Source organism: Staphylococcus sp. HMSC059F04 (assembly GCF_001812565.1).
Lineage (GTDB): Bacteria > Bacillota > Bacilli > Staphylococcales > Staphylococcaceae > Staphylococcus > Staphylococcus lugdunensis.
On the sequence record NZ_KV809479.1, the window covers coordinates 89,755 to 109,153 of the forward strand.

At 35.1% G+C, this 19,399-nt stretch carries 16 protein-coding genes; 5 read left to right on the forward strand and 11 right to left on the reverse strand.

Features of this window, described 5'->3' with window-relative positions; genetic code table 11:
• Positions 1–283 precede the first annotated feature (283 nt).
• Complete coding sequence (gene ppx, locus HMPREF2864_RS09425; RefSeq protein WP_002460378.1) at positions 284–1,822, forward strand: exopolyphosphatase; 1,539 nt, start codon at positions 284–286, stop codon at positions 1,820–1,822.
• Between the two features lie 92 nt (positions 1,823–1,914).
• Positions 1,915–4,080, forward strand: a complete 2,166-nt coding sequence (locus tag HMPREF2864_RS09430) for an RNA degradosome polyphosphate kinase (RefSeq protein WP_002478653.1) — start codon at positions 1,915–1,917, stop codon at positions 4,078–4,080.
• 382 nt (positions 4,081–4,462) lie between these two features.
• Here the strand turns inward: HMPREF2864_RS09430 and HMPREF2864_RS09435 are convergent, their stop codons facing one another.
• A complete protein-coding gene (locus HMPREF2864_RS09435; RefSeq protein WP_002460380.1) occupies positions 4,463–5,707 on the reverse strand; it encodes an acetylornithine deacetylase in 1,245 nt (414 codons plus the stop codon).
• Between the two features lie 190 nt (positions 5,708–5,897).
• Positions 5,898–6,593: an SDR family oxidoreductase gene (locus HMPREF2864_RS09440; RefSeq protein WP_070545481.1), complete on the reverse strand. Its 696-nt coding sequence runs from the start codon at positions 6,591–6,593 to the stop codon at positions 5,898–5,900.
• 153 nt (positions 6,594–6,746) lie between these two features.
• Between HMPREF2864_RS09440 and HMPREF2864_RS09445 the strand changes: the two genes are divergently transcribed.
• Entirely contained in the window at positions 6,747–7,013 is a 267-nt protein-coding gene (locus tag HMPREF2864_RS09445) for a DUF1413 domain-containing protein (protein WP_002478650.1), read from the forward strand.
• 154 nt (positions 7,014–7,167) lie between these two features.
• Here the strand turns inward: HMPREF2864_RS09445 and HMPREF2864_RS09450 are convergent, their stop codons facing one another.
• The 3 genes from HMPREF2864_RS09450 to HMPREF2864_RS09460 all read right to left on the reverse strand — a co-directional run bounded on the left by HMPREF2864_RS09450 (position 7,168) and on the right by HMPREF2864_RS09460 (position 10,739).
• Positions 7,168–7,359 carry a hypothetical protein gene (locus HMPREF2864_RS09450; RefSeq protein ID WP_002460385.1) on the reverse strand — a complete coding sequence of 64 codons (192 nt, stop codon included), beginning with the start codon at positions 7,357–7,359 and terminating at the stop codon, positions 7,168–7,170.
• A gap of 183 nt (positions 7,360–7,542) precedes the next feature.
• On the reverse strand, positions 7,543–8,895 hold the full coding sequence (lpdA, locus tag HMPREF2864_RS09455; RefSeq protein ID WP_070545485.1) for a dihydrolipoyl dehydrogenase: 1,353 nt from the start codon (positions 8,893–8,895) through the stop codon (positions 7,543–7,545).
• Between the two features lie 350 nt (positions 8,896–9,245).
• On the reverse strand, positions 9,246–10,739 hold the full coding sequence (locus tag HMPREF2864_RS09460; protein ID WP_002460388.1) for a glycosyltransferase: 1,494 nt from the start codon (positions 10,737–10,739) through the stop codon (positions 9,246–9,248).
• A gap of 240 nt (positions 10,740–10,979) precedes the next feature.
• Between HMPREF2864_RS09460 and HMPREF2864_RS09465 the strand changes: the two genes are divergently transcribed.
• Both HMPREF2864_RS09465 and HMPREF2864_RS12225 read left to right on the forward strand, forming a co-directional pair.
• A complete protein-coding gene (locus HMPREF2864_RS09465) occupies positions 10,980–12,620 on the forward strand; it encodes a phospho-sugar mutase (protein ID WP_070545487.1) in 1,641 nt (546 codons plus the stop codon).
• Between the two features lie 168 nt (positions 12,621–12,788).
• Positions 12,789–12,989 carry a DUF6007 family protein gene (locus tag HMPREF2864_RS12225; RefSeq protein ID WP_002478646.1) on the forward strand — a complete coding sequence of 67 codons (201 nt, stop codon included), beginning with the start codon at positions 12,789–12,791 and terminating at the stop codon, positions 12,987–12,989.
• 64 nt (positions 12,990–13,053) lie between these two features.
• Here HMPREF2864_RS12225 and HMPREF2864_RS09475 read toward each other — a convergent pair whose 3' ends face one another.
• The 6 genes from HMPREF2864_RS09475 to HMPREF2864_RS09500 all read right to left on the reverse strand — a co-directional run bounded on the left by HMPREF2864_RS09475 (position 13,054) and on the right by HMPREF2864_RS09500 (position 19,312).
• Positions 13,054–13,368, reverse strand: coding sequence for a DUF1433 domain-containing protein (locus HMPREF2864_RS09475; RefSeq protein ID WP_080555272.1), 315 nt, complete (start codon positions 13,366–13,368; stop codon positions 13,054–13,056).
• 410 nt (positions 13,369–13,778) lie between these two features.
• Positions 13,779–14,645, reverse strand: coding sequence for a UTP--glucose-1-phosphate uridylyltransferase GalU (galU, locus tag HMPREF2864_RS09480; protein ID WP_002460395.1), 867 nt, complete (start codon positions 14,643–14,645; stop codon positions 13,779–13,781).
• A gap of 117 nt (positions 14,646–14,762) precedes the next feature.
• The gene (locus HMPREF2864_RS09485; protein ID WP_002478644.1) at positions 14,763–16,121 is read right to left on the reverse strand and encodes a gluconate:H+ symporter; all 1,359 of its coding nucleotides are present in this window, start codon (positions 16,119–16,121) and stop codon (positions 14,763–14,765) included.
• A 26-nt stretch (positions 16,122–16,147) separates the two neighbouring features.
• A complete protein-coding gene (gene gntK, locus HMPREF2864_RS09490) occupies positions 16,148–17,686 on the reverse strand; it encodes a gluconokinase (RefSeq protein ID WP_070545488.1) in 1,539 nt (512 codons plus the stop codon).
• Positions 17,687–17,710: 24 nt separating this feature from the next.
• Positions 17,711–18,391, reverse strand: coding sequence for a GntR family transcriptional regulator (locus HMPREF2864_RS09495; RefSeq protein WP_002460400.1), 681 nt, complete (start codon positions 18,389–18,391; stop codon positions 17,711–17,713).
• A gap of 210 nt (positions 18,392–18,601) precedes the next feature.
• Positions 18,602–19,312, reverse strand: a complete 711-nt coding sequence (locus tag HMPREF2864_RS09500) for a MerR family transcriptional regulator (protein ID WP_002460401.1) — start codon at positions 19,310–19,312, stop codon at positions 18,602–18,604.
• Positions 19,313–19,399: the final 87 nt, after the last annotated feature.

A 19,399-nucleotide genomic window follows, 5' to 3' on the forward strand; every position in this document is an offset into this window, starting at 1 on the left:
TAGAAAAAATTCGATAAGCAAGTTGTCTCCTTAGCGAGCCCATAACACAAAGTATGGATTATCAAAAAAGCACAAAGACGATTTTTTATTTCAAATCATCTTTGTGCTTTTATTTGTTGCCCCACCTCATTTTCAATTTGAAAATAATTATTCCGAGAAAGATACAATGAAATTCAAATATAATTCCCACTAATGTATTATAAAAACAAGGATTTTAATGTAGAATAATAGTAAAGAGGGTAATCATAATTAATAGACTATCCAAAGGCAATAGGAGGATACAATGGAAGAACGCATCGGCTTAATTGACATAGGATCTAACACAATTAGATTAGTCATTTTTAAATTTAGCAAAACAGCTGGCTTGAATGAAATACTAAACATTAAAACACCGGCAAGACTAAGTCAATACTTAACATCTAAAAAGGAAATGAGCAAAGACGGTATTAAAGTGCTCATTGAAGCGCTTAAAAGCTTTAAAAAAGTTGCGCAAGAATTTAACGTTACCGAGTTACATCCGATTGCAACAGCAGCTATCCGTCAATCTAAAAATAAAAACGCCATCATCAAACAGGTCAAAAAAGAATTAAATATTGATATGAAAATCATTCCAGAACTAGATGAAGCCTATTATGGCTTTTATGCCATCACACATACAACAGAAATTGCTAACGGTGTATCCGTTGATATTGGTGGTGGTTCAACCGAAGTAACATTATTTAAAGATAAGGAATTAGTTGAATCACATAGTTTTCCTTTTGGTGTCGTTACACTTACACGTATGTTTTTTGAAAATAAAGCGCACAACAACAAATCAGCTATTAAAGATATGGAAAAATTCATCTCTTCACAATTTGATGAATTATCTTGGCTACAAGATAAAGAAGTAGCCCTTGTCGGTGTGGGTGGTTCTGCACGAAACGTGGCTCGTATTCATCAATCGGAACACTCATATCCAATTGGTGGCGTACATAATTACACAATGTCTGATAATGATATTGAGGAAGTGCTAGATATCATACGCAAAAGTGACCGCGATGACTTAACTAATCTAGATGGACTGAGTCGTGACCGAGTTGATATTATTTTACCAGCTGTTTGCGTATTTAAAGCATTGTATAAAAAAGTAAACGCGACTCAATTTACATTTTCAAGAAATGGGTTACGTGAAGGCTACATCATTAAACAAATTCGTGACCGTTATACAGATGTTTTTGATAAATATAACGTTCGTAAAGAAGCTATCCATTTTCTTGCGAATGAATATCAAATTGAAGAAAGTAGCTCTGCGAGTCGACTTAAATTAGCTAAATCCCTATTATCACAGATCATGCAATATTCAGAGTTCAATTTAAGCGATAAAGAGCAACGATTGTTTGAAGAAGGCGCGTATATCTATTACTTAGGTAGCTTTATCGATTCAGATTCAAGCTCACCGCATAGCTATTATATTATTGCGAACTCAATGATTAATGGTTATACACATAAAGACCGTGTGAAACTAGCCCTACTTGCCAGCTTTAAAAATAAATCATTGCTAAAATTCTATTGTACTGAGACAAACTGGTTTGGAAATAAAGAGATCGATACCATTCAAATTCTTGGAGGCATTATTAAGTTTGTCAATGCACTCAATATTTCACACACAAGCTTTGTAGAAGATGTCTCATTGAAACCATTGAAAAAAGCTGAAGAAGATTTTGAACTCATCGTTTACCATAAAGGTGAACCTATTGCTGAAAAGTATCAGGCAATGCGCCAAAAAAAACATATAGAAAAAGTCTTAAAGGGTAAAGTTGCCATCACCTTTACAAAATATTAAAACTCTTATGCTATCTTTATGTTAGGTAAAACTGCCATAGCACGTACGTATATAACAAAAATTATGACTAAACGACAAGGTGTGTATAGACAATGCAAAATCAATTGGGAGAAAATAACATCAATTTACCGCAGTATTACAACAATCGAGAACTTAGCTGGTTAGATTTTAACTATCGTGTATTACAAGAAGCTTATGACGATAATAATCCTTTATTAGAAAAGTTAAATTTCATCTCTATCTTTAGCTCTAATTTAGATGAATTTTTTATGGTCCGGGTCGCTGGCTTAAAAGACCAAGTTAAAATGGGATATGATAAGCCTGAAAACAAAGCACAAATGACACCGCAAGAACAAGTTGATGCTATCCAAGAAAAGAATACCACATATGTTGATAAACAATATGAGCGCTATAATGAACTTATCGAAGAACTTCGACAATATGATATCGAAATGTCTCAACCTGAACAATTATCCAACCAACTATTAACTCGTCTTGAACAAGAGTTTAAGACAACCATATTGCCTACGCTTACACCTTTAGGTATTGATGCATATCATCCATTTCCAAAATTAAATAATAAAAGCTTAAATATCTTCGTTGATATTGATACGGAAGATGCGATAAATTCTGCTATTGTTCAAATTCCGTCATTAATACCTAGGTTCATTACACTCAATGAAGGTACAAAACAATATGTATTAATGGTTGAAGATGTGATTACTTATTTCATCAATTATCTATTCACGGGATACGAAGTTTTAAATACGTTTACATTCCGTATTACACGTAACGCCGATTTAACCATTCATGAGGATGGTGCTGAAGATTTACTTATCGAAATTGAACGTTTCTTGAAAGAACGTAAAAGTGGTTCAGCTGTGCGTTTAGAGGTTGACGGTCGCACCGCTAATTCAGACGATATTCCATGGCTCATTGATACGTTAGAAGTTGAGAACAATGACGTGTATTTTGTTAATGGACCACTCGATTTAACATTTTTATTTGGTTTGGTAGACCATTTATCACACAAATTAAAATTCTTAACTTATGAGCAATATACACCACAAGTACCGCGTTCTTTAGGTACTAATAATATTTATGAATTAGCTTTAAAACGCGATATTTTCTTCCATCATCCTTATGAATCATTTCAACCGATTGTCGACTTTATTCGCGAAGCTGCAGATGATCCTGATACAATTGCGATTAAACAAACATTGTACCGCGTAAGTAAAGATTCACCAATTATTAAAAGTTTAAAAGAAGCTGCCGAAAAAGGTAAACAAGTGACTGTACTTGTAGAATTAAAAGCGCGGTTTGATGAAGAAAATAATGTGCATTGGGCACGTATGTTAGAAGATGCTGGTTGTCATGTCATTTATGGTATGACACACTTAAAAACACATAGTAAAATTGCACTTGTAGTAAAACGTACTCATGGAACATTAACTTCATTCGTACATTTAGGTACAGGTAACTATAACGATAAAACAGCTAAACTCTATACAGATATGGGTATTATTACCACAAATAAAGAAATTGCGGAAGACGCGATTAATTTCTTTAATTATTTAAGTGGCTATTCGGTTAAGCCCGTATATAACAAATTAATCGTGGCACCATTTGATATTCGTGATGTCTTTATCGACCGTATCGACAAAGAAATTAAAAGTCACCACGAACATGGCAATGGCCATATTATCATGAAGATGAATTCATTAACTGATAAAGCGATCATCAAGAAATTGTTCGAAGCTTCTCAAGCAGGCGTTAAAATTCAGTTGATTATTCGTGGCATATGTTGTTTAAAACCTGGAATTCCTGGTATAAGTGAGAATATTGAAGTCGTTAGTATTGTAGGACGATTATTAGAACATTCTCGTATTTATTATTTCTATAATAATGGAGACCAACGTATTTATCTTTCTTCCGCTGACGTCATGACTCGGAATATGATTAAACGTGTTGAAATTTTATTCCCAGTTGAAGATAACGACATTGCCAAACGATTACTAGACTATATGAACTTACAATTATCAGACAATCAAAAGGGACGTTATCAAGATCAATATGGTCAATATCACTATATTAAAAACGATATGTCACCTTTAAATTCACAAGCCTATTTAATGCAAAAAGCAATTAAATATGGTAAACAATTAAAAAAGCTCGCGTCCCAGCCTTCAGGAGTTCCCGTCGTTTCTAAACGAGGCGCTGGTTGGGTTAAGAAACTCCGTGATACCTTTAAACGATAATACAAACAGCATGGCATATAAATCCCAAAATAATAGCACAAAGATGGTTTAACATAAATCATCTTTGTGCTTCTTTATTTACAACAATATTTCGTATTGTTGGCTCGCATTCTTAGAGGACAACTTCGACACCCCAGCTTGCGTTGTACGTAGAAATGCTTTTCGCATTCCTCTTTGCTGGGGCCCCCACCCCAGCTTGCGTTGTACGTAGAAGTGCTTATCGTATTCCTCTTTGCTTGGCCCTCATCCCAGCTTGCTTTGTTAGTAAAAACTGATTTTGCCAGTTTTTATGTCTGCAAATAAGATTGTAGAAATCATAGTGGAAGAAAAGAATCAGGCGCTGGAACTCTAATCACTTACATGTATATCCCAACATGTTTTTCTAATTTTTTACTGGGTGCTGGTACCATTGTTTTAAATATTGATAGAGTACTTCACTATATGTTTGCAATTCTGTCGCAGTAATTTTTTCATCTACACTATGCGCTTCGGTCAAACTTCCGGGACCATATAAAATTGTTGGTATACCAAAGTGTGCTGTCCAACCACCGTCTGTAACTGTCGTACTCATACCATGTTCTAAAGGTTTATGGTGTACAAGTTCATGTGCCTGTTGCAAAGCTTTAAATCCTGGATGGGTCGTTGGGATTTCAAAACTTGGAAAAATCTCTCCTTTATCTTCAATCATTGATGCACCACCCCATTCAAAGGACAATGGATGATCTTTCAACCAAATATCAGCTGCAGCTACTTGGTTTAAATATGTTTCAATTTCTGCAATAACATCTTCATAGCATTCATTAGGTAAATAGTGTACCGTAATCCATAAACGACATTCATCAGCAATAAAAGCAGGATGTCGGCCTCCTTCAATAACAGCAGGATTTATTGTATTTGCGCCAGGTGGCATTCCTGGACTCGATTTCATCACTGCCCAATGCCGTTCTAATTCATTTAATGCTTGAATGACTTTCATCATTTTTTCAATAGCGCTGGCACCAAATAAGCCACCACCTGCATGTATGGTTTGATGACGTGCGCCATCGTGTATTGTGTGCTTACTTTTAACTGTAATCCAGCCTGTAATCACGCCACCTTGACCTAACGCCATATTATCACTCGTATCTAAGACTAATGCTAAGTCGGCTTTAGGTCCGATTTCACAAGCACGCTTTGTCCCTGCTTCACCAACCTCTTCCCCAACTACAGAATGAACAATAATATCACCTTGAGGGAGACGTCCTTCTTGATGTAATCGCTCTAAGACATAAAATAAAGCAGCCATGCCACCTTTCATGTCACTAACACCACGACCATAGAGCCAGTCGTTAACATGCGTTAATTCAAATGGCGGATAGTTCCACTCACGATCATCATCGACAGAAGCCACATCCACATGTCCATTTAAAATTAACTTTGGTGCTGTTGGATCCTCACCTTTTAACGTGGCTACAATAATACTGTCATTAGGATAAAGTACCTCACGTTGAATTGTAAAACCTAAATCCTCAAGCAAGCGTTGAATATCATCTTGCAAAGGATTTGTATTACGTCCAGGAGGGCTTTCTGTATTATATTTCACCAATAATTCTAACAAGTCGAATAATCTTTGTTCCAATATTGTCATCACCCTTCATTACTTAGAAATTAGGTTATTCTATAATATCAGTGTAACATTCCCCAAGACATGGTTAGCAACTGAATAAGTTAAACTTAATTTGATGTCAGAGCTTTAATCATTACCATAAACTGCATCGATTATTTTTAAAATTCCGATAGTTCATTAAAGCCTTGGCTTATATTTTACGAAAATATTTCTATACTGGTCGTATAGTAATTTGATTTACATTGACATGTGGCGGTTGCGTTATGGCATAACGTATACTTTCAGCTATGTCATAGGTCTCTAGCTTTTTGCGGCCTCCAAAATCACTCTGTTCAGTCATTGGCGTATCAACCATACCTGGTAAAATACTAGTCACTTTAATGCCTGTACGTGCTAAATCTTTTTCTAACCCTCGACTAATCATCTGGACAGCAGCTTTTGTTGCACTATACACAGTACTATCTTTAGTTACCTCTTCAGCACTAATAGATGCTAAATTAATAATATGTCCCTCTTTGTATTGCTGATAATGTGGTAAAACTGCATTAATAGCATACAAAGTACCCTTTAGATTCGTGTCAATCATTGCATCCCAATCCTCAACTTGATGACTTGTGATTTGTGAACTTAAACTTAAACCTGCACTGTTAACAAGAATATCCACTCGACCAAAGTACTCAATCGCTTTAGCAATTAGTGCTTCTACCTCCTGACGTTGAGTCATATCTATTTCTACTATTAAGCTTTCATATTTACGCATATGCATAGCCACTTGATTTAATCTTTTTCTATTGCGTCCTGCTAATACAACTCTGAATCCCATGCTATGCATAGCTTTAGCAATTTCTTTACCAATACCACTACTTGCCCCAGTTATTACAGCAACACGTCCTACGATATTATCCATTTATAACTACATCCTTTTCTTTTGGCTTAGTATCTTTATAACCACTGTTGTTAAAACTAAAACAACTTACAAATTCCATTTGTAAAATATAATATTAAGGTATAAAGTGGAAGTATGTCTAATTAAAATGGGTTTATAGAAAGGGAGATAATGATGACTTATCATGATCGTGTCATGAAATTAAGAGCAGAAAAGAAACGCATGGGATTCAGTTTTCGTTTTGAAGACTTATTTAGTGAAGAAGAATTACTGAATATGACGGTAGCACAACGTAAAACAGCCGAAAAAAAGTTTATTCGTGAAATTGATAACATGCATGATGTTCGCATGCCCTTTAGCAGTCAAGATGGCTTCAAAAATAAACTTTATAATTTAGAGTATCAATATAATGAGGTTAAAAAGAATTTTAAAGTTGTTTAATACTAAAAGCCCACAACCAGTACGCATTGGTTTGTGGGCTTTCCAGAGATTATTCAATGTTATTGGGGTATATATGATGCCCTTGATGTTCGCCAGGAAGGGCATACGATACTTGGGTCAAAAAAGTCGAGTTCTTTTTTAGGGGCTGTCTTGATTAACTAGGTACAACTTCCTTGTGTTCAAGACCATATTGATATAATCGTTCTGCATCGATATATGGCATAGAGTCGATAGTGATGTAACCATCTCTAATATCACCAATTAATCCTTGGTTTACGCCTGTATGCACATGAATTTTATAACTGCTTTCATTTGAAAAAATAACTTGTTCAATTACTTTTCGCATCAGTTATCACTCCAATTACTTATTCCTTACATCTACTATAATACGCTCTTTTTTTATTTTTTAAAGTAATACGTGATGTATTTCATAAATTAGTCATTTATCTTAAAATTCACTTTATTTGTATATTTCAACTAATTTGAAGCTGCTTAAATTTGAGGTAAACCGACTGTAATTGTGAACAATTTATTGATGTATTGCCTTATTAAAATACGCATTGGCAGTTTCACCAATTGTTTCTGATAGCGCTGGATGAGGTTGAATCATAGCAGCTAAGTCTTCAAGTTGACCATGTGCAGCTCGCATAGCTGACATTTGCCCGACCACATCCGTAGCATTAGGACCCGCAGCAAAAATACCTAAAATATGGTGCGTGGCTTTATCAATAACCATTTTTATTACACCATTTGTTTCCCCCTTTATTAAAGCTTTCGGCGCTTCTTTAAAGTTTGATTGTGTCACTTTTACGTCATAACCTTGAGCAATTGCTTGTGCTTCAGATAAACCTATTGACGCTGATTCAACTCGCGTATAAATACATCTTGGTATATCCTCTTGTTTCACAGGGTCGGGATTCAGTCCTGCAATTTTCTCAGCCACAACGGCACCATGTGCACTTGCTGTATGCGCCAGTTGATAACCAGCTACAAGATCTCCAATTGCATAGACATGTGGCACCGATGTTTCGTTAAACTCATTCACTTTAATTGTTTTATCTTCCATAGTTAAATTAAGAGATTCAAATGCTTGTAAATTAGGACGTCGCCCAGTTGCAAATAGTAGTGTACCATAGGGTAACTGTGAACCATTTTCTAAATAAACAGCATCAGTATCTACTTTATTGACACGCGCATGTGTAACAATCTTTACACCCTGATGATCTAATAACTTCCGTATCGACGCTTGAACATCTTTATCCTCAGAGCGCAATATATTGTCACCAGACTCTAAAATCGTTACATGAACACTTAAATCAGCCATGGCAGATGCGAGTTCTGTCGCAATGACACCACCACCGACAATCGTTATTTGTTCTGGTAAAGTGGAATGCTTAAAGAACGAATCCGTCGTTTCATAATCAATCTTACCAACACCCTCAATAGGTGGCACGAATGGTGAACTTCCAGTCGCTAATACAATATCATTGGCATGAAGTACGCGGCCATTGACTTCAACAGATAAATCACTATGAACTACCGCTTCTCCTTGTATGTAATTTACATGATTTTCATCAAAAAGATGGTGAACATTGCCAATAATCTCATCCACCACCTCATCCTTACGATGATTCATTTTGTTAATATCCAGCTCAATATGATTTGCAAAAATGCCCCAATCTTTCGCTTGATTCATTTCATAAACACGCTTGCCATGTTCAATCAACAGCTTAGATTGAATACATCCTACATTGAAACATGTGCCCCCCACACGGTCCTTTTCAATGACGGCAACCTTCATCCCTAATTGAGCAGCGCGAATACTCGCAACATAACCCCCGGGTCCAGCACCGACCACAATCAAATCAAACTGTTCAACCATCATCTAAACCCCTTTCACAATGTGTGTATTGTAAATTTATTGTAAACGCTTACTTCAATCCTCATCATTATCATATCGTTAAGGATTGAGACGTGCAAATGAAAACAAGAATTAAATGATTAGTATAAATAAATGATGAAACTTACTTCACTTTTAGCCATTCACTAAGAATTTCTAAATTATAAAGAGAGCGGTTAGAATTCATTGTGAATTCGTATTCCCGCCCCTGCATGGTTGACTTGAATTGAAAAAGCTTGGGATAAGCATATTTTTAATCCCGTCAACTACTTCCAATATAGAGTTCAGAGCCTAAAAAATTATGCCCTATCCCCCATTCTTATGATTCAACTTTAATATTTTAATGTTTGGAATAACTGTTTATAGTTAGCGATGGCTTGAGTTTCCCTTAGTTGGTTTTTGGTCTGAACTTGTGAAAGAGGTTCTTTAACAATATCTGCCATTCTTTGGGCGAAGGCATCAATGTTGTTTGGTTCTACAAGATAACCGTTTGCGCCATCGTCGATAATTTCTGCTGGACCATATCGGACATCATATGAAATCACTGGGCAGCCTACTTCAATACTCTCCATAACGGTAAGTCCAAATCCCTCATATGCACTTGTGAGTAATGACGCTTTTGATTTTCTAAATTCGTCTAATGGATTTGATGTAAAATCATGAATTGTCACTTTATCTTGTATACCAAAATCATTAATTAAATCAAGCATCAATTGCTTTTGTTTGTCTTCATCTGCACCAAACACGTCAAGTCTCGTGCCATAACCATAACTTAAGAAACGGTGATAAGCCTTAATCAGATGGTCAACTTGCTTTTGTAAACTTAATCTACCTATAAAGATAAAACGATCTTGTTGCTGGATACTATCATGTTGAGGATAAGGTTGAATAAAATGCGGTAAAACTGTAATTTGTTGTTCACTAATGTCAAACGTACTTTGGATATCGCGCTTTTGCATCTCTGTTAACAAGACATACTGCGCAACATTTTCTGAATGCTCTAATGCAAACCGATATGACCGATTTATTTGCTGTCCTTCTAAATGACTATTATGAAATACTAAAACATTTTTCGTCTTATGTGTTTGTTTGAGTAATGGCATATCTAACAATCTTGCATCATTAAAGACAATATCACCGTCTTGGAAGCGCTGTTGAAAGTAATATTGGAATAGTTCTTTTTCTGACTTAAAAGCACGATAAAATAAATTATTTTTATAAATTTGAATAAAATCAATGCGTTTTGCAACTGTAGAATCAAAAAATTTACGGCAATACACGTTACCTGTTTGATCGATATATTCTTCCATTATTTTACGAAATGTTTGTCGTGAATAAAATGTTTTCCGATGCATCTGTCCATATTGATTAAACTCTCTGCGTTCAATTTTCTTTTTAGAAATTGGAGACATGACATCTTCAAATTGCACAATATCTGTGTTTTCATAATATTTTCGATATAAAACATACGTTTTTTCATTGTAATAACGCACCACATTGCCATCGTCAGATACTTTATAAGTTAGCCCTTCAATATCACGATTTGTTTCATGATATATGATCTTTTTTCTAAATTTTGTTGTAGGTATATTTAATAATTTAAAGCCAGATAACCAATCATACATATTTTCAAAAGTTGTAGACGGCGTTACTGTACCTTCTTCTCTAAATTGATGATATACCTCTAAATAATTAGCATTATAATTGGTTGTATAAATTTTATTTTGAATTCCTAGGTGTTGATCTAATAGGCGTATTCGACTCAATAATGCCTTAGTTCTTCCACCGTGTACGGGTGGTAATATACTTGTTACCGTGTTAATCATATATACATCTTCACCTTTAACATCCCTTTATATTTAGTCAATATTAATCCATTATATACTTTTTGTTCTTCTAAATATACAGCAAACAATAAAATCGCCTCCATAAATAATGACTTAGAATATTTCAAAATTCTATTTTTCTGTTTATAATTAATGTGATTGAGTTTACATTTCAAATGAGGATGTATGTTTTTTAAATAGAAGAATGAACGTATAAATATAGAAAAGGATGTCGTCGAAATGAACAAAGACCAATGGATTGCTAAAGCCAAAGAAAGTTTAACGCATACTTTCTACGAACAGCAATCAGCTGAAGAACAAGATGAAGGATTTGATACTACGCTTGCCTTTGGTACTGCTGGTATTAGAGGGAAATTCGGTCTAGGGGAAGGCCGTTTGAATAAATTTACAGTAAATAAAGTGGCTATCGGACTATCACGTTTTCTGCTAAAACAGCACAAAACACCGTCTGCGGTCATACATTATGATACAAGACATTTATCACCAGAATTTGCTCAAATCATAGCAAATGTTCTCGCAAGTCATGATATCACTGTTTACTTATCAGACACCTATCGCACTACACCAGATTTATCATATGCTGTCAGATATTTAGAAGCAGATGCTGGCGTCATGATTACAGCAAGCCATAACCCTAAAGACTATAACGGTATTAAAGTTTATGGTGCTGATGGTGGGCAGTTATCTACCGAACCTTCTAATAAACTTAGTAACATCATAGCGCAACTGGGTGATCCACTCTCACTCAATACTTATGAAGACATTGGAAATAAAACAGAGAATATTTATGCTGTACCAACTGAGGTGCGTAACCATTACTTTAATGATGTTCAACGACTCGTAGGTAATATTCCATCATCAGATTTAAAGGTCGTCTTTACAAGTTTACACGGTACGAGTGTGCCTGTTGTCCCAAATATTTTGGATGAACTTCACTTTACGAATTACAAGTTAGTAGAAGCACAATGCCAACCAGATGCGGAGTTCAGCTCAGTGACAAGTGCAAACCCAGAGGATTATAAGGCCTTTGACCAAGCAGTGTCATTAGCTCAAGAAACGAAAGCAGATTTACTGATTTGTACAGATCCAGATGCTGATCGCTTAGGCATTGCTGAACGTGACGCAGCTGGTCATATACATTATTATAATGGCAATCAAATTGGTGCTTTACTGTTAAATTATCGTATCAAGCAAACAGCAAAGATGACAAATCGTCTAATGATACAATCGATTGTCAGCAGCGAACTCAATGTGCGCCTAGCGCAGCATAACCATATCAACACTCGTCAAGTACTCACAGGCTTTAAATATATTGCCCAGGAAATCAGGCAGCTACCAGCTGATGAACACTTTATATTTGGATATGAAGAAAGTTATGGTTACCTAGCTGGTGACTTTGTACGCGATAAAGATGCAGTACAAATCGTCCCTTTGATTATTAAATATGCATCCCAATTGAAAAACGAAGGTAAAATGTTAAAAGATGTATTAAACCAAATTTATGAAACGGTTGGATATCACCATGATAAGTTGTTTTCTCATACCTTTGAAGGCCCTGCTGGCAAACAAAAAATTCATGCACTTATGACAACCTTTAGACAACATACACCTCATCATATAGCAGGTCTAAAAGTTACAGCCATTGAAGATTTTGAAAAAGGAGAAAAAATCAATCTCGTATCACAAACCACATCGCCTATAACATTACCGACAGCTAACGTCATTAAAATTTATTTTAATGACGGCTTTATCGCATTACGCCCATCCGGCACAGAACCTAAAATCAAACTCTATGTATCTTTAAGTATCGACCACTTTGAACAAACTGCACAAGCAATCAATCAAGCCGTTTTTAAATAATTTACTACAATCTCGCCTATGTAAAAGGTTGAATAACAACACCTACGTCTATATATTGGAACCAAGACGTAGGTGCTGTTATAATTCTTGTTTAAATTGGCATTCTATAACTTTAAATGACTAGAACAATGTGTTTACTAACTTTTTAATTATATGAGGTGCATAAGAATGAACAATTTTAGAGAGACATTAAAAGCAATAGGTTGGTGGGATTTAATCTTTCTTATACCAATGTTTCTCCTATTGAGCTACTTACCAATTTATAATGTTTTTAGCATAATATTAAACGTTATTATTGTATTCTTCTTTGCCATGGGACTGATTTTAACTACACATATCTTATGGGACTACTTTAAATCCAGACGTTAGTTCAAAACGTTTTAAATATATGACAAATGTAACCTATGGTCATCTCATTAAATATTATTTTAAGTCACTTTATATCCCCCAAAATAAATGGTGGTTGTGCTTCATATTTTTCCTTGTCTAAATGTTCTTTTTTAATGATTTCATCTGCTCCTATTTTGTTTTTAGCCTCTTCCTCTTTAAATAATTTTCCAAGTGTTTTGGGGTTATACCCTACTTCTTTAGTGAATTTAAATTCATTAACTGAAGAAATCAGTATTTTAAAGTAATATTTCTTATTTCCATTGATATAGCCATGGACAAAGTAATCATCCATTGGATTTTTTGTAAAACTCGTGACTTTCATTGAATGATATTCTTTAAGATTGTGTTTAAAGTACAAATCAATCCGCTTCTACTGTACTTCTATGTAATGATCTTTTTGACGTTTATGTAGTAAAAAGATTGAAAAGCTGATAACTAGCAGTATAAAAAGCAAAACCAAAGCCATTCTTTTTCTTGAATTCATTATGCCCCACCTTTCCAGTATTTCCGCTTATTTTAAATAGTATTTTATTAGTAGAATTTATCAATGCTTTAAATTATTTATTTAATTTCATTTTAATATTTCATTCACTTTAAATTCCATTATATTACTGTATATAATGCTAATATAATTAAAACTATGACCCAGGTGAACAACTATGACAATCAATTTAATACATAATAATAAAGAACACTTTACTTTTTTGTTAAGTTAAACAATAAGTGAAGTGTTCGTTTAGTGTTATCAATATTTTTGAATTATCGAGTTTATAAATTTAAATCTTTAATAAACTGTGTTAATTCTTCTTTCATTTCTTGATCTTTGAGGGCATATTCTATCGTTGTTTTAACAAACCCAAGTTTTTCTCCAACATCGTAGCGATCACCTTCAAAATCGTATGCATATACTTGATCATCTTTGTTTAGGCGTTCGATAGCATCTGTCAATTGTATTTCATTTCCAGCGCCTCTTTTTTGTGTTTTTAGATAATCAAATATATTGGCGGTTAAGACGTATCGTCCCATAATAGCTAAATTTGACGGTGCAGTACCTTGTGCTGGTTTTTCAACGAATTGTTTTACTTCATAACGACGACCATGTTTCTCTAAAGGATCTATGATGCCATAACGGTGTGTGTCTGATTCTGCTACTTCTTGCACACCAATAACGGACTTACCAGTCTCATCATACGCATCCATTAGTTGTTTGATTGCTGGTGTATCTGATTCTACTATGTCATCACCTAATAATACCGCAAATGGCTCATCACCTATAAATTGTCGCGCTGAATAAATCGCATGTCCTAAACCTTTTTGTTCTTTTTGTCTCACATAAAAAATATTAGCTAAATCCGTAGAATATTGGACTTTTTTTAGTAATTCTGTTTTCCCTTTTTCTTCTAATACCATTTCCAATTCTTTTTGATTGTCAAAATGGTCTTCGATGGCACGTTTATGTTTCCCAGTCACGATAATAATATCTTCAATTCCCGCACGTGACGCTTCTTCAACGATATATTGAATCGTTGGTTTATCTAAAATGGGTAACATCTCTTTAGGCATCGCTTTTGTTGCTGGCAAGAAACGTGTCCCTAATCCAGCAGCAGGTATGATGGCTTTTTTTATTTGTTTCATATCGTTTAGTAACCCCTTTCAATTTCAGTTTAAATTTTATCATTATTTGTAGTGTATTGATAGGGATTTTAACTGATATTTCATACTACACTATATTATTGCTATGATGATATATGTTTAGACAAACAGACTTATGAACAAGATGAAAATAATTCCTGACACAGAGATTATCGTTTCTAACATTGACCATGTTAAGAAGGTTTCTTTAACAGTTAAACCAAAGTATTCTTTAAACATCCAAAAGCCAGCGTCATTTACATGTGATAAGATGACACTTCCTGCACCAATCGCTAGCACAACAAGTGCTACATTTGCGTCTGAATGTTGCAGTAAGGGTAGCACAATACCCGTTGTGGATATTGCTGCAACCGTTGCTGAACCCAATGATATTCTTAATACTGCAGCTACAATCCATGCAAGTAAAATAGGTGACATCGTTGAACCTTCAAACATTTTAGAGATGGTATCACCGACACCGCCATCAATCAGTACTTGTTTAAATGTACCTCCACCGCCAATGATTAAAATCATCATGCCAATAGGATAAATTGCATTCGTTACAGATTCCATTATGTCATTTATTTTTCTGCCACGATGTAAGCCCATTGAGAAAATAGCAAAGATAACTGCAATCAACATTGCTGTTCCTGCTGTACCTATAAAGTAAACAACAGATTCAAAACCATTAGTCGCTTTACTGTGACCTGTAATCAATTGTACGATTGTAGAAAACAACATTAACAATACAGGTAATATTGCCGTAAATATACTCAAACCAAAACTTGGCATTTCTGCTTCTGTAAATGTTTTTTGTGTACCTAATGATGAAATATCGCCAACCTTAGTATATGCAGACGGCACCATTTTTTGTGCAAGCTTATTAAAGACAGGTCCTGCAATAATCGTTACTGGAATCGCAATAATAATACCAAATAATAAGACTTGACCAATATCTGCTTTCAATTCTTTAGCGATAACCACAGGCCCTGGATGCGGTGGTAAAAATCCGTGTGTCACTGATAAAGCAGTGACCATTGGCAATCCTAATTTAAGCGCAGATACGTTTGCGCGTTTAGCAATCGTGAATACTAGCGGGATTAATAAGACTAATCCTACTTCAAAGAACAGTGCAATACCGACAATAAATGCAGCTATTAACATTGCCCATTGTACGTACTTTTGACCGAATTTGTTAATCAAAGTATCGGCAATACGGTTTGCACCGCCACCATCTGCAAGTAATTTTCCAAGCATAGCTCCGAGCCCAAATATTAACGCAATATGTCCAAGCGTACTACCCATTCCGGCTTCGATTGTCGTCATAATTTTGCTTAATGGCATCCCTAATAACATCGCAGTTATTACTGATGTAATAATTAATGCAATAAATGTATTGAGTTTCAAACCTATAATTAATCCTAGTAGAATGATAATGCCTAGGACAACACTGATTAATGGCCAAATTTCTCCAAACATGGCAATCCCCTCTTCTTTAATCATTTTTAATTTATATTCTTACGTTGAAATGCAGCTATTTCTGTATAGTGATCTTCAAGTGAACGGCTTAAGTTGATAAAGATAGATACTAATTGTTGATAAATCTGTACCGTATCCGGATTTGGCTCATGATGATGTGTTGTTCCTACCATATCTTCGATTACAGAAAAATCTTCAATCTCACCTAATGCTAATAAGCCTAAGACACATGCACCTAGACACGAACTTTCATAACTTTCTGGCACAATTAACTTAGTATCAAAAATATCCGCCATCATTTGACGCCATACTTCACTTTTCGCAAAACCACCTGTCGCTTTAATCTTATTTGGCGTTTCATTCATGACTTCTATCAAAGCTAAATACACCGTATATAAGTTGAATAATACACCTTCTAATGCTGCACGTATCATATGTTCCTTTTGATGTGATAGCGTTAAACCAAAGAAGGAGCCACGTGCATCAGCATTCCACAGCGGTGCACGCTCCCCCGCTAAATACGGATGAAAAATCAATCCCTCCGCTCCTGGTGTTACTCTGCTAGCAATTTTCGTTAACACATCATAAGGATCGACGCCTAAACGCTTTGCAGTCTCTACTTCACTGGCTAAAAGTTCATCACGTAACCAGCGCAAGATGACACCACCATTATTTACTGGACCACCAATCACATAATGATTTTCTGTCAACACATAACAGAAAATACGTCCTTTGTAATCCGTGCGTGGTTTATCAATAACCGTCCGTATTGCACCTGAAGTCCCTATTGTTACTGCAACTTCACCTTTCCGATAGCTATTCACACCTAAATTAGAAAGCACACCATCACTTGCGCCAACAATCACAGGGGTATTTTCATCTATGCCCATCAATGTTGCATAACGCTTTTTCATGCCTTTTAAAATATGCGTTGTCGATACAAGCTTAGGTAATTGATCTCTTGAAATACCTAGTAAATCAAGCACCTCATCATCCCAATCTAGCTTTTCTAAATTAAATAAGCCTGTAGCTGATGCCATCGAATGGTCGATGACAAACGTATCAAAAAGTTGGTGTAATATGTAAGATTTGATATCTAAAAAGTACGCTGTATGCTGAAATATTTCTGGTTGTTCATGTTTCATCCAAAATATTTTTGCTAGCGGCGACATCGGATGAATAGGTGTACCCGTACGTTGATAAATATTCAAACCGTGATGTTGTTTATTTAATCGTTCTGCGTAGTGACTGGCTCTATTATCCGCCCAAGTGATGCTTTCAGTTAAGCGTTGGTGCGCTGCATTGACGGCTACGAGACTATGCATCTGTGCGCTAAAGGATATTAATTTAATATCTTCTTTAGCAATATCTGCCTCACGCACGACATATTTAACTGTCATTAGTACTGCATCGAATAATTCATCAGGATTTTCTTCTGAAATATCAACGTTTGGTGTATGCAGTGGATAACCAATATGATGTTTCATAATAAATTGTCCATGTTCATCGTAAAGTACTGATTTTGTGCTTGTCGTTCCAATATCGACACCAATCATATATTTCATAACGAACCCCTCTTTCTTTGTTATTTAACGTAACCAAAAGCTATCAATGTCTTTACCAACATCATCAAAGTTTAAATGAAATGCTTCACGTAACTTTGCTGTATCATAAGACGCAATAGCATCTATAAAAACGCTATGATTATGATGAATGCGTTCAAAATCCTCTATATCTTGCTGCATACGTTGTCGCATAGAAAGTAGAATTAGTGCTTCCATTACCGGTTTTAAATGATGCCAAAACGTTTTTAAATATTGATGATTAGTAGCAAAAATAACTGTTTCATGAAATTTAAAATCATGTTCTGTAAATGCTTCGGCATCCTCAAATTGCACTGCAACTTTCATCATTTCAAGATGTTTGCGCATATTTTTCGCAATACTTTGAAGGTCTTTATCTTTAATTTTGGCAAAAGCAAATGATTCAAGCATAAGCCGCAAGTCATACATTTCCTTTTTCTCTAGTTCACCAAATGCTAATACTTTCGCGCCCATACGTTCTAATTGAATCAGTTGATCGGTTTGTAATAACTTAAAGGCATCACGCACTGGGGAACGACTTACGTTATACTGCTTTGCCACTTGATTTTCGGTTAACAATGTATCTGTTTGTATTGTACCTTTAACAATTTGTAAACGAATTTCGGCTGCCAGTGCTTCACCTTTCGTCATGCCTTCTTGCCAAGCAACTGGATAATGGTCAGTCATCTCATCACCTCACTTATTTTTATTACAATCTAACTTGTATACAAGTATATTAATATATCACCCTTACTTTTGCAAGCGCTTTCTTTTTGATTGCACAGCTGTATTGAACTAATCAATGATACATTTTAAGGTCATATTTTTACTTTTTAAGCATAAAAAAATCCCCCAACACTTTTTAATAAAAGTTTGGAGGATTGTATAACTGATAGACTATTTAACTTCAGCACAATAATGTGTTTCGTGACAATGTGGGCAAGAGAGCTTACGTGTATGCATCGTATGTCGCGCTTTAATAAATGACCACATTCCTGGTTTAAAGCGTGTGTGACAATTTGGGCATAAATAATAAATATAGTGTCGATAAAAATATACAATACCTATCCCATAAATCACCAACAATGGTAGAACTTTGACAAATGGTAGCGCGCTGCGGTGTATAATACTAATAACAATACTTGTGTATTGAATAACCCCTATCACACCCGCACTTAACCATAGACGTCGATAAAAAGATTTAAGTTGTTTTGATTTTGTCATCATTAGATGAATGTCTGTAAATTCTTCTATTGGAGAAGTAGAATGTTGTGCAATCATCCTTTGTAATTGATTAATTGTATCGACAGTGCGTTTTGCATCATGCATGTCTTGTTCTAAGTTCTCTTTCTTCAATTGTAATATCAGTTTCAAAGATTTTAGTTGTTGATCGTCATTTAATAATTTCTTAATGTCATCAAGCGACAGTTCTAGCTCTTTCAACAATAAGATTAATTTCAAACGTTTTAAACTTTGTTCATTGTACATACGTCGTTGTCCATCCGTTGTACTTGCAGGTAGCAATAAACCTTTTTTGTGATAATACTGTAATGTACGCACTGTAATATTAAATTGCTGCGCTACTTCTCCGATACTATATTGAGACATTCAAGTCACCTCCTACCGTTAACGTACGCTATGACCTTACGTCACGTGCAAGCTTTTTTTAAAAATTTTTAAAAATTTTAGACATAC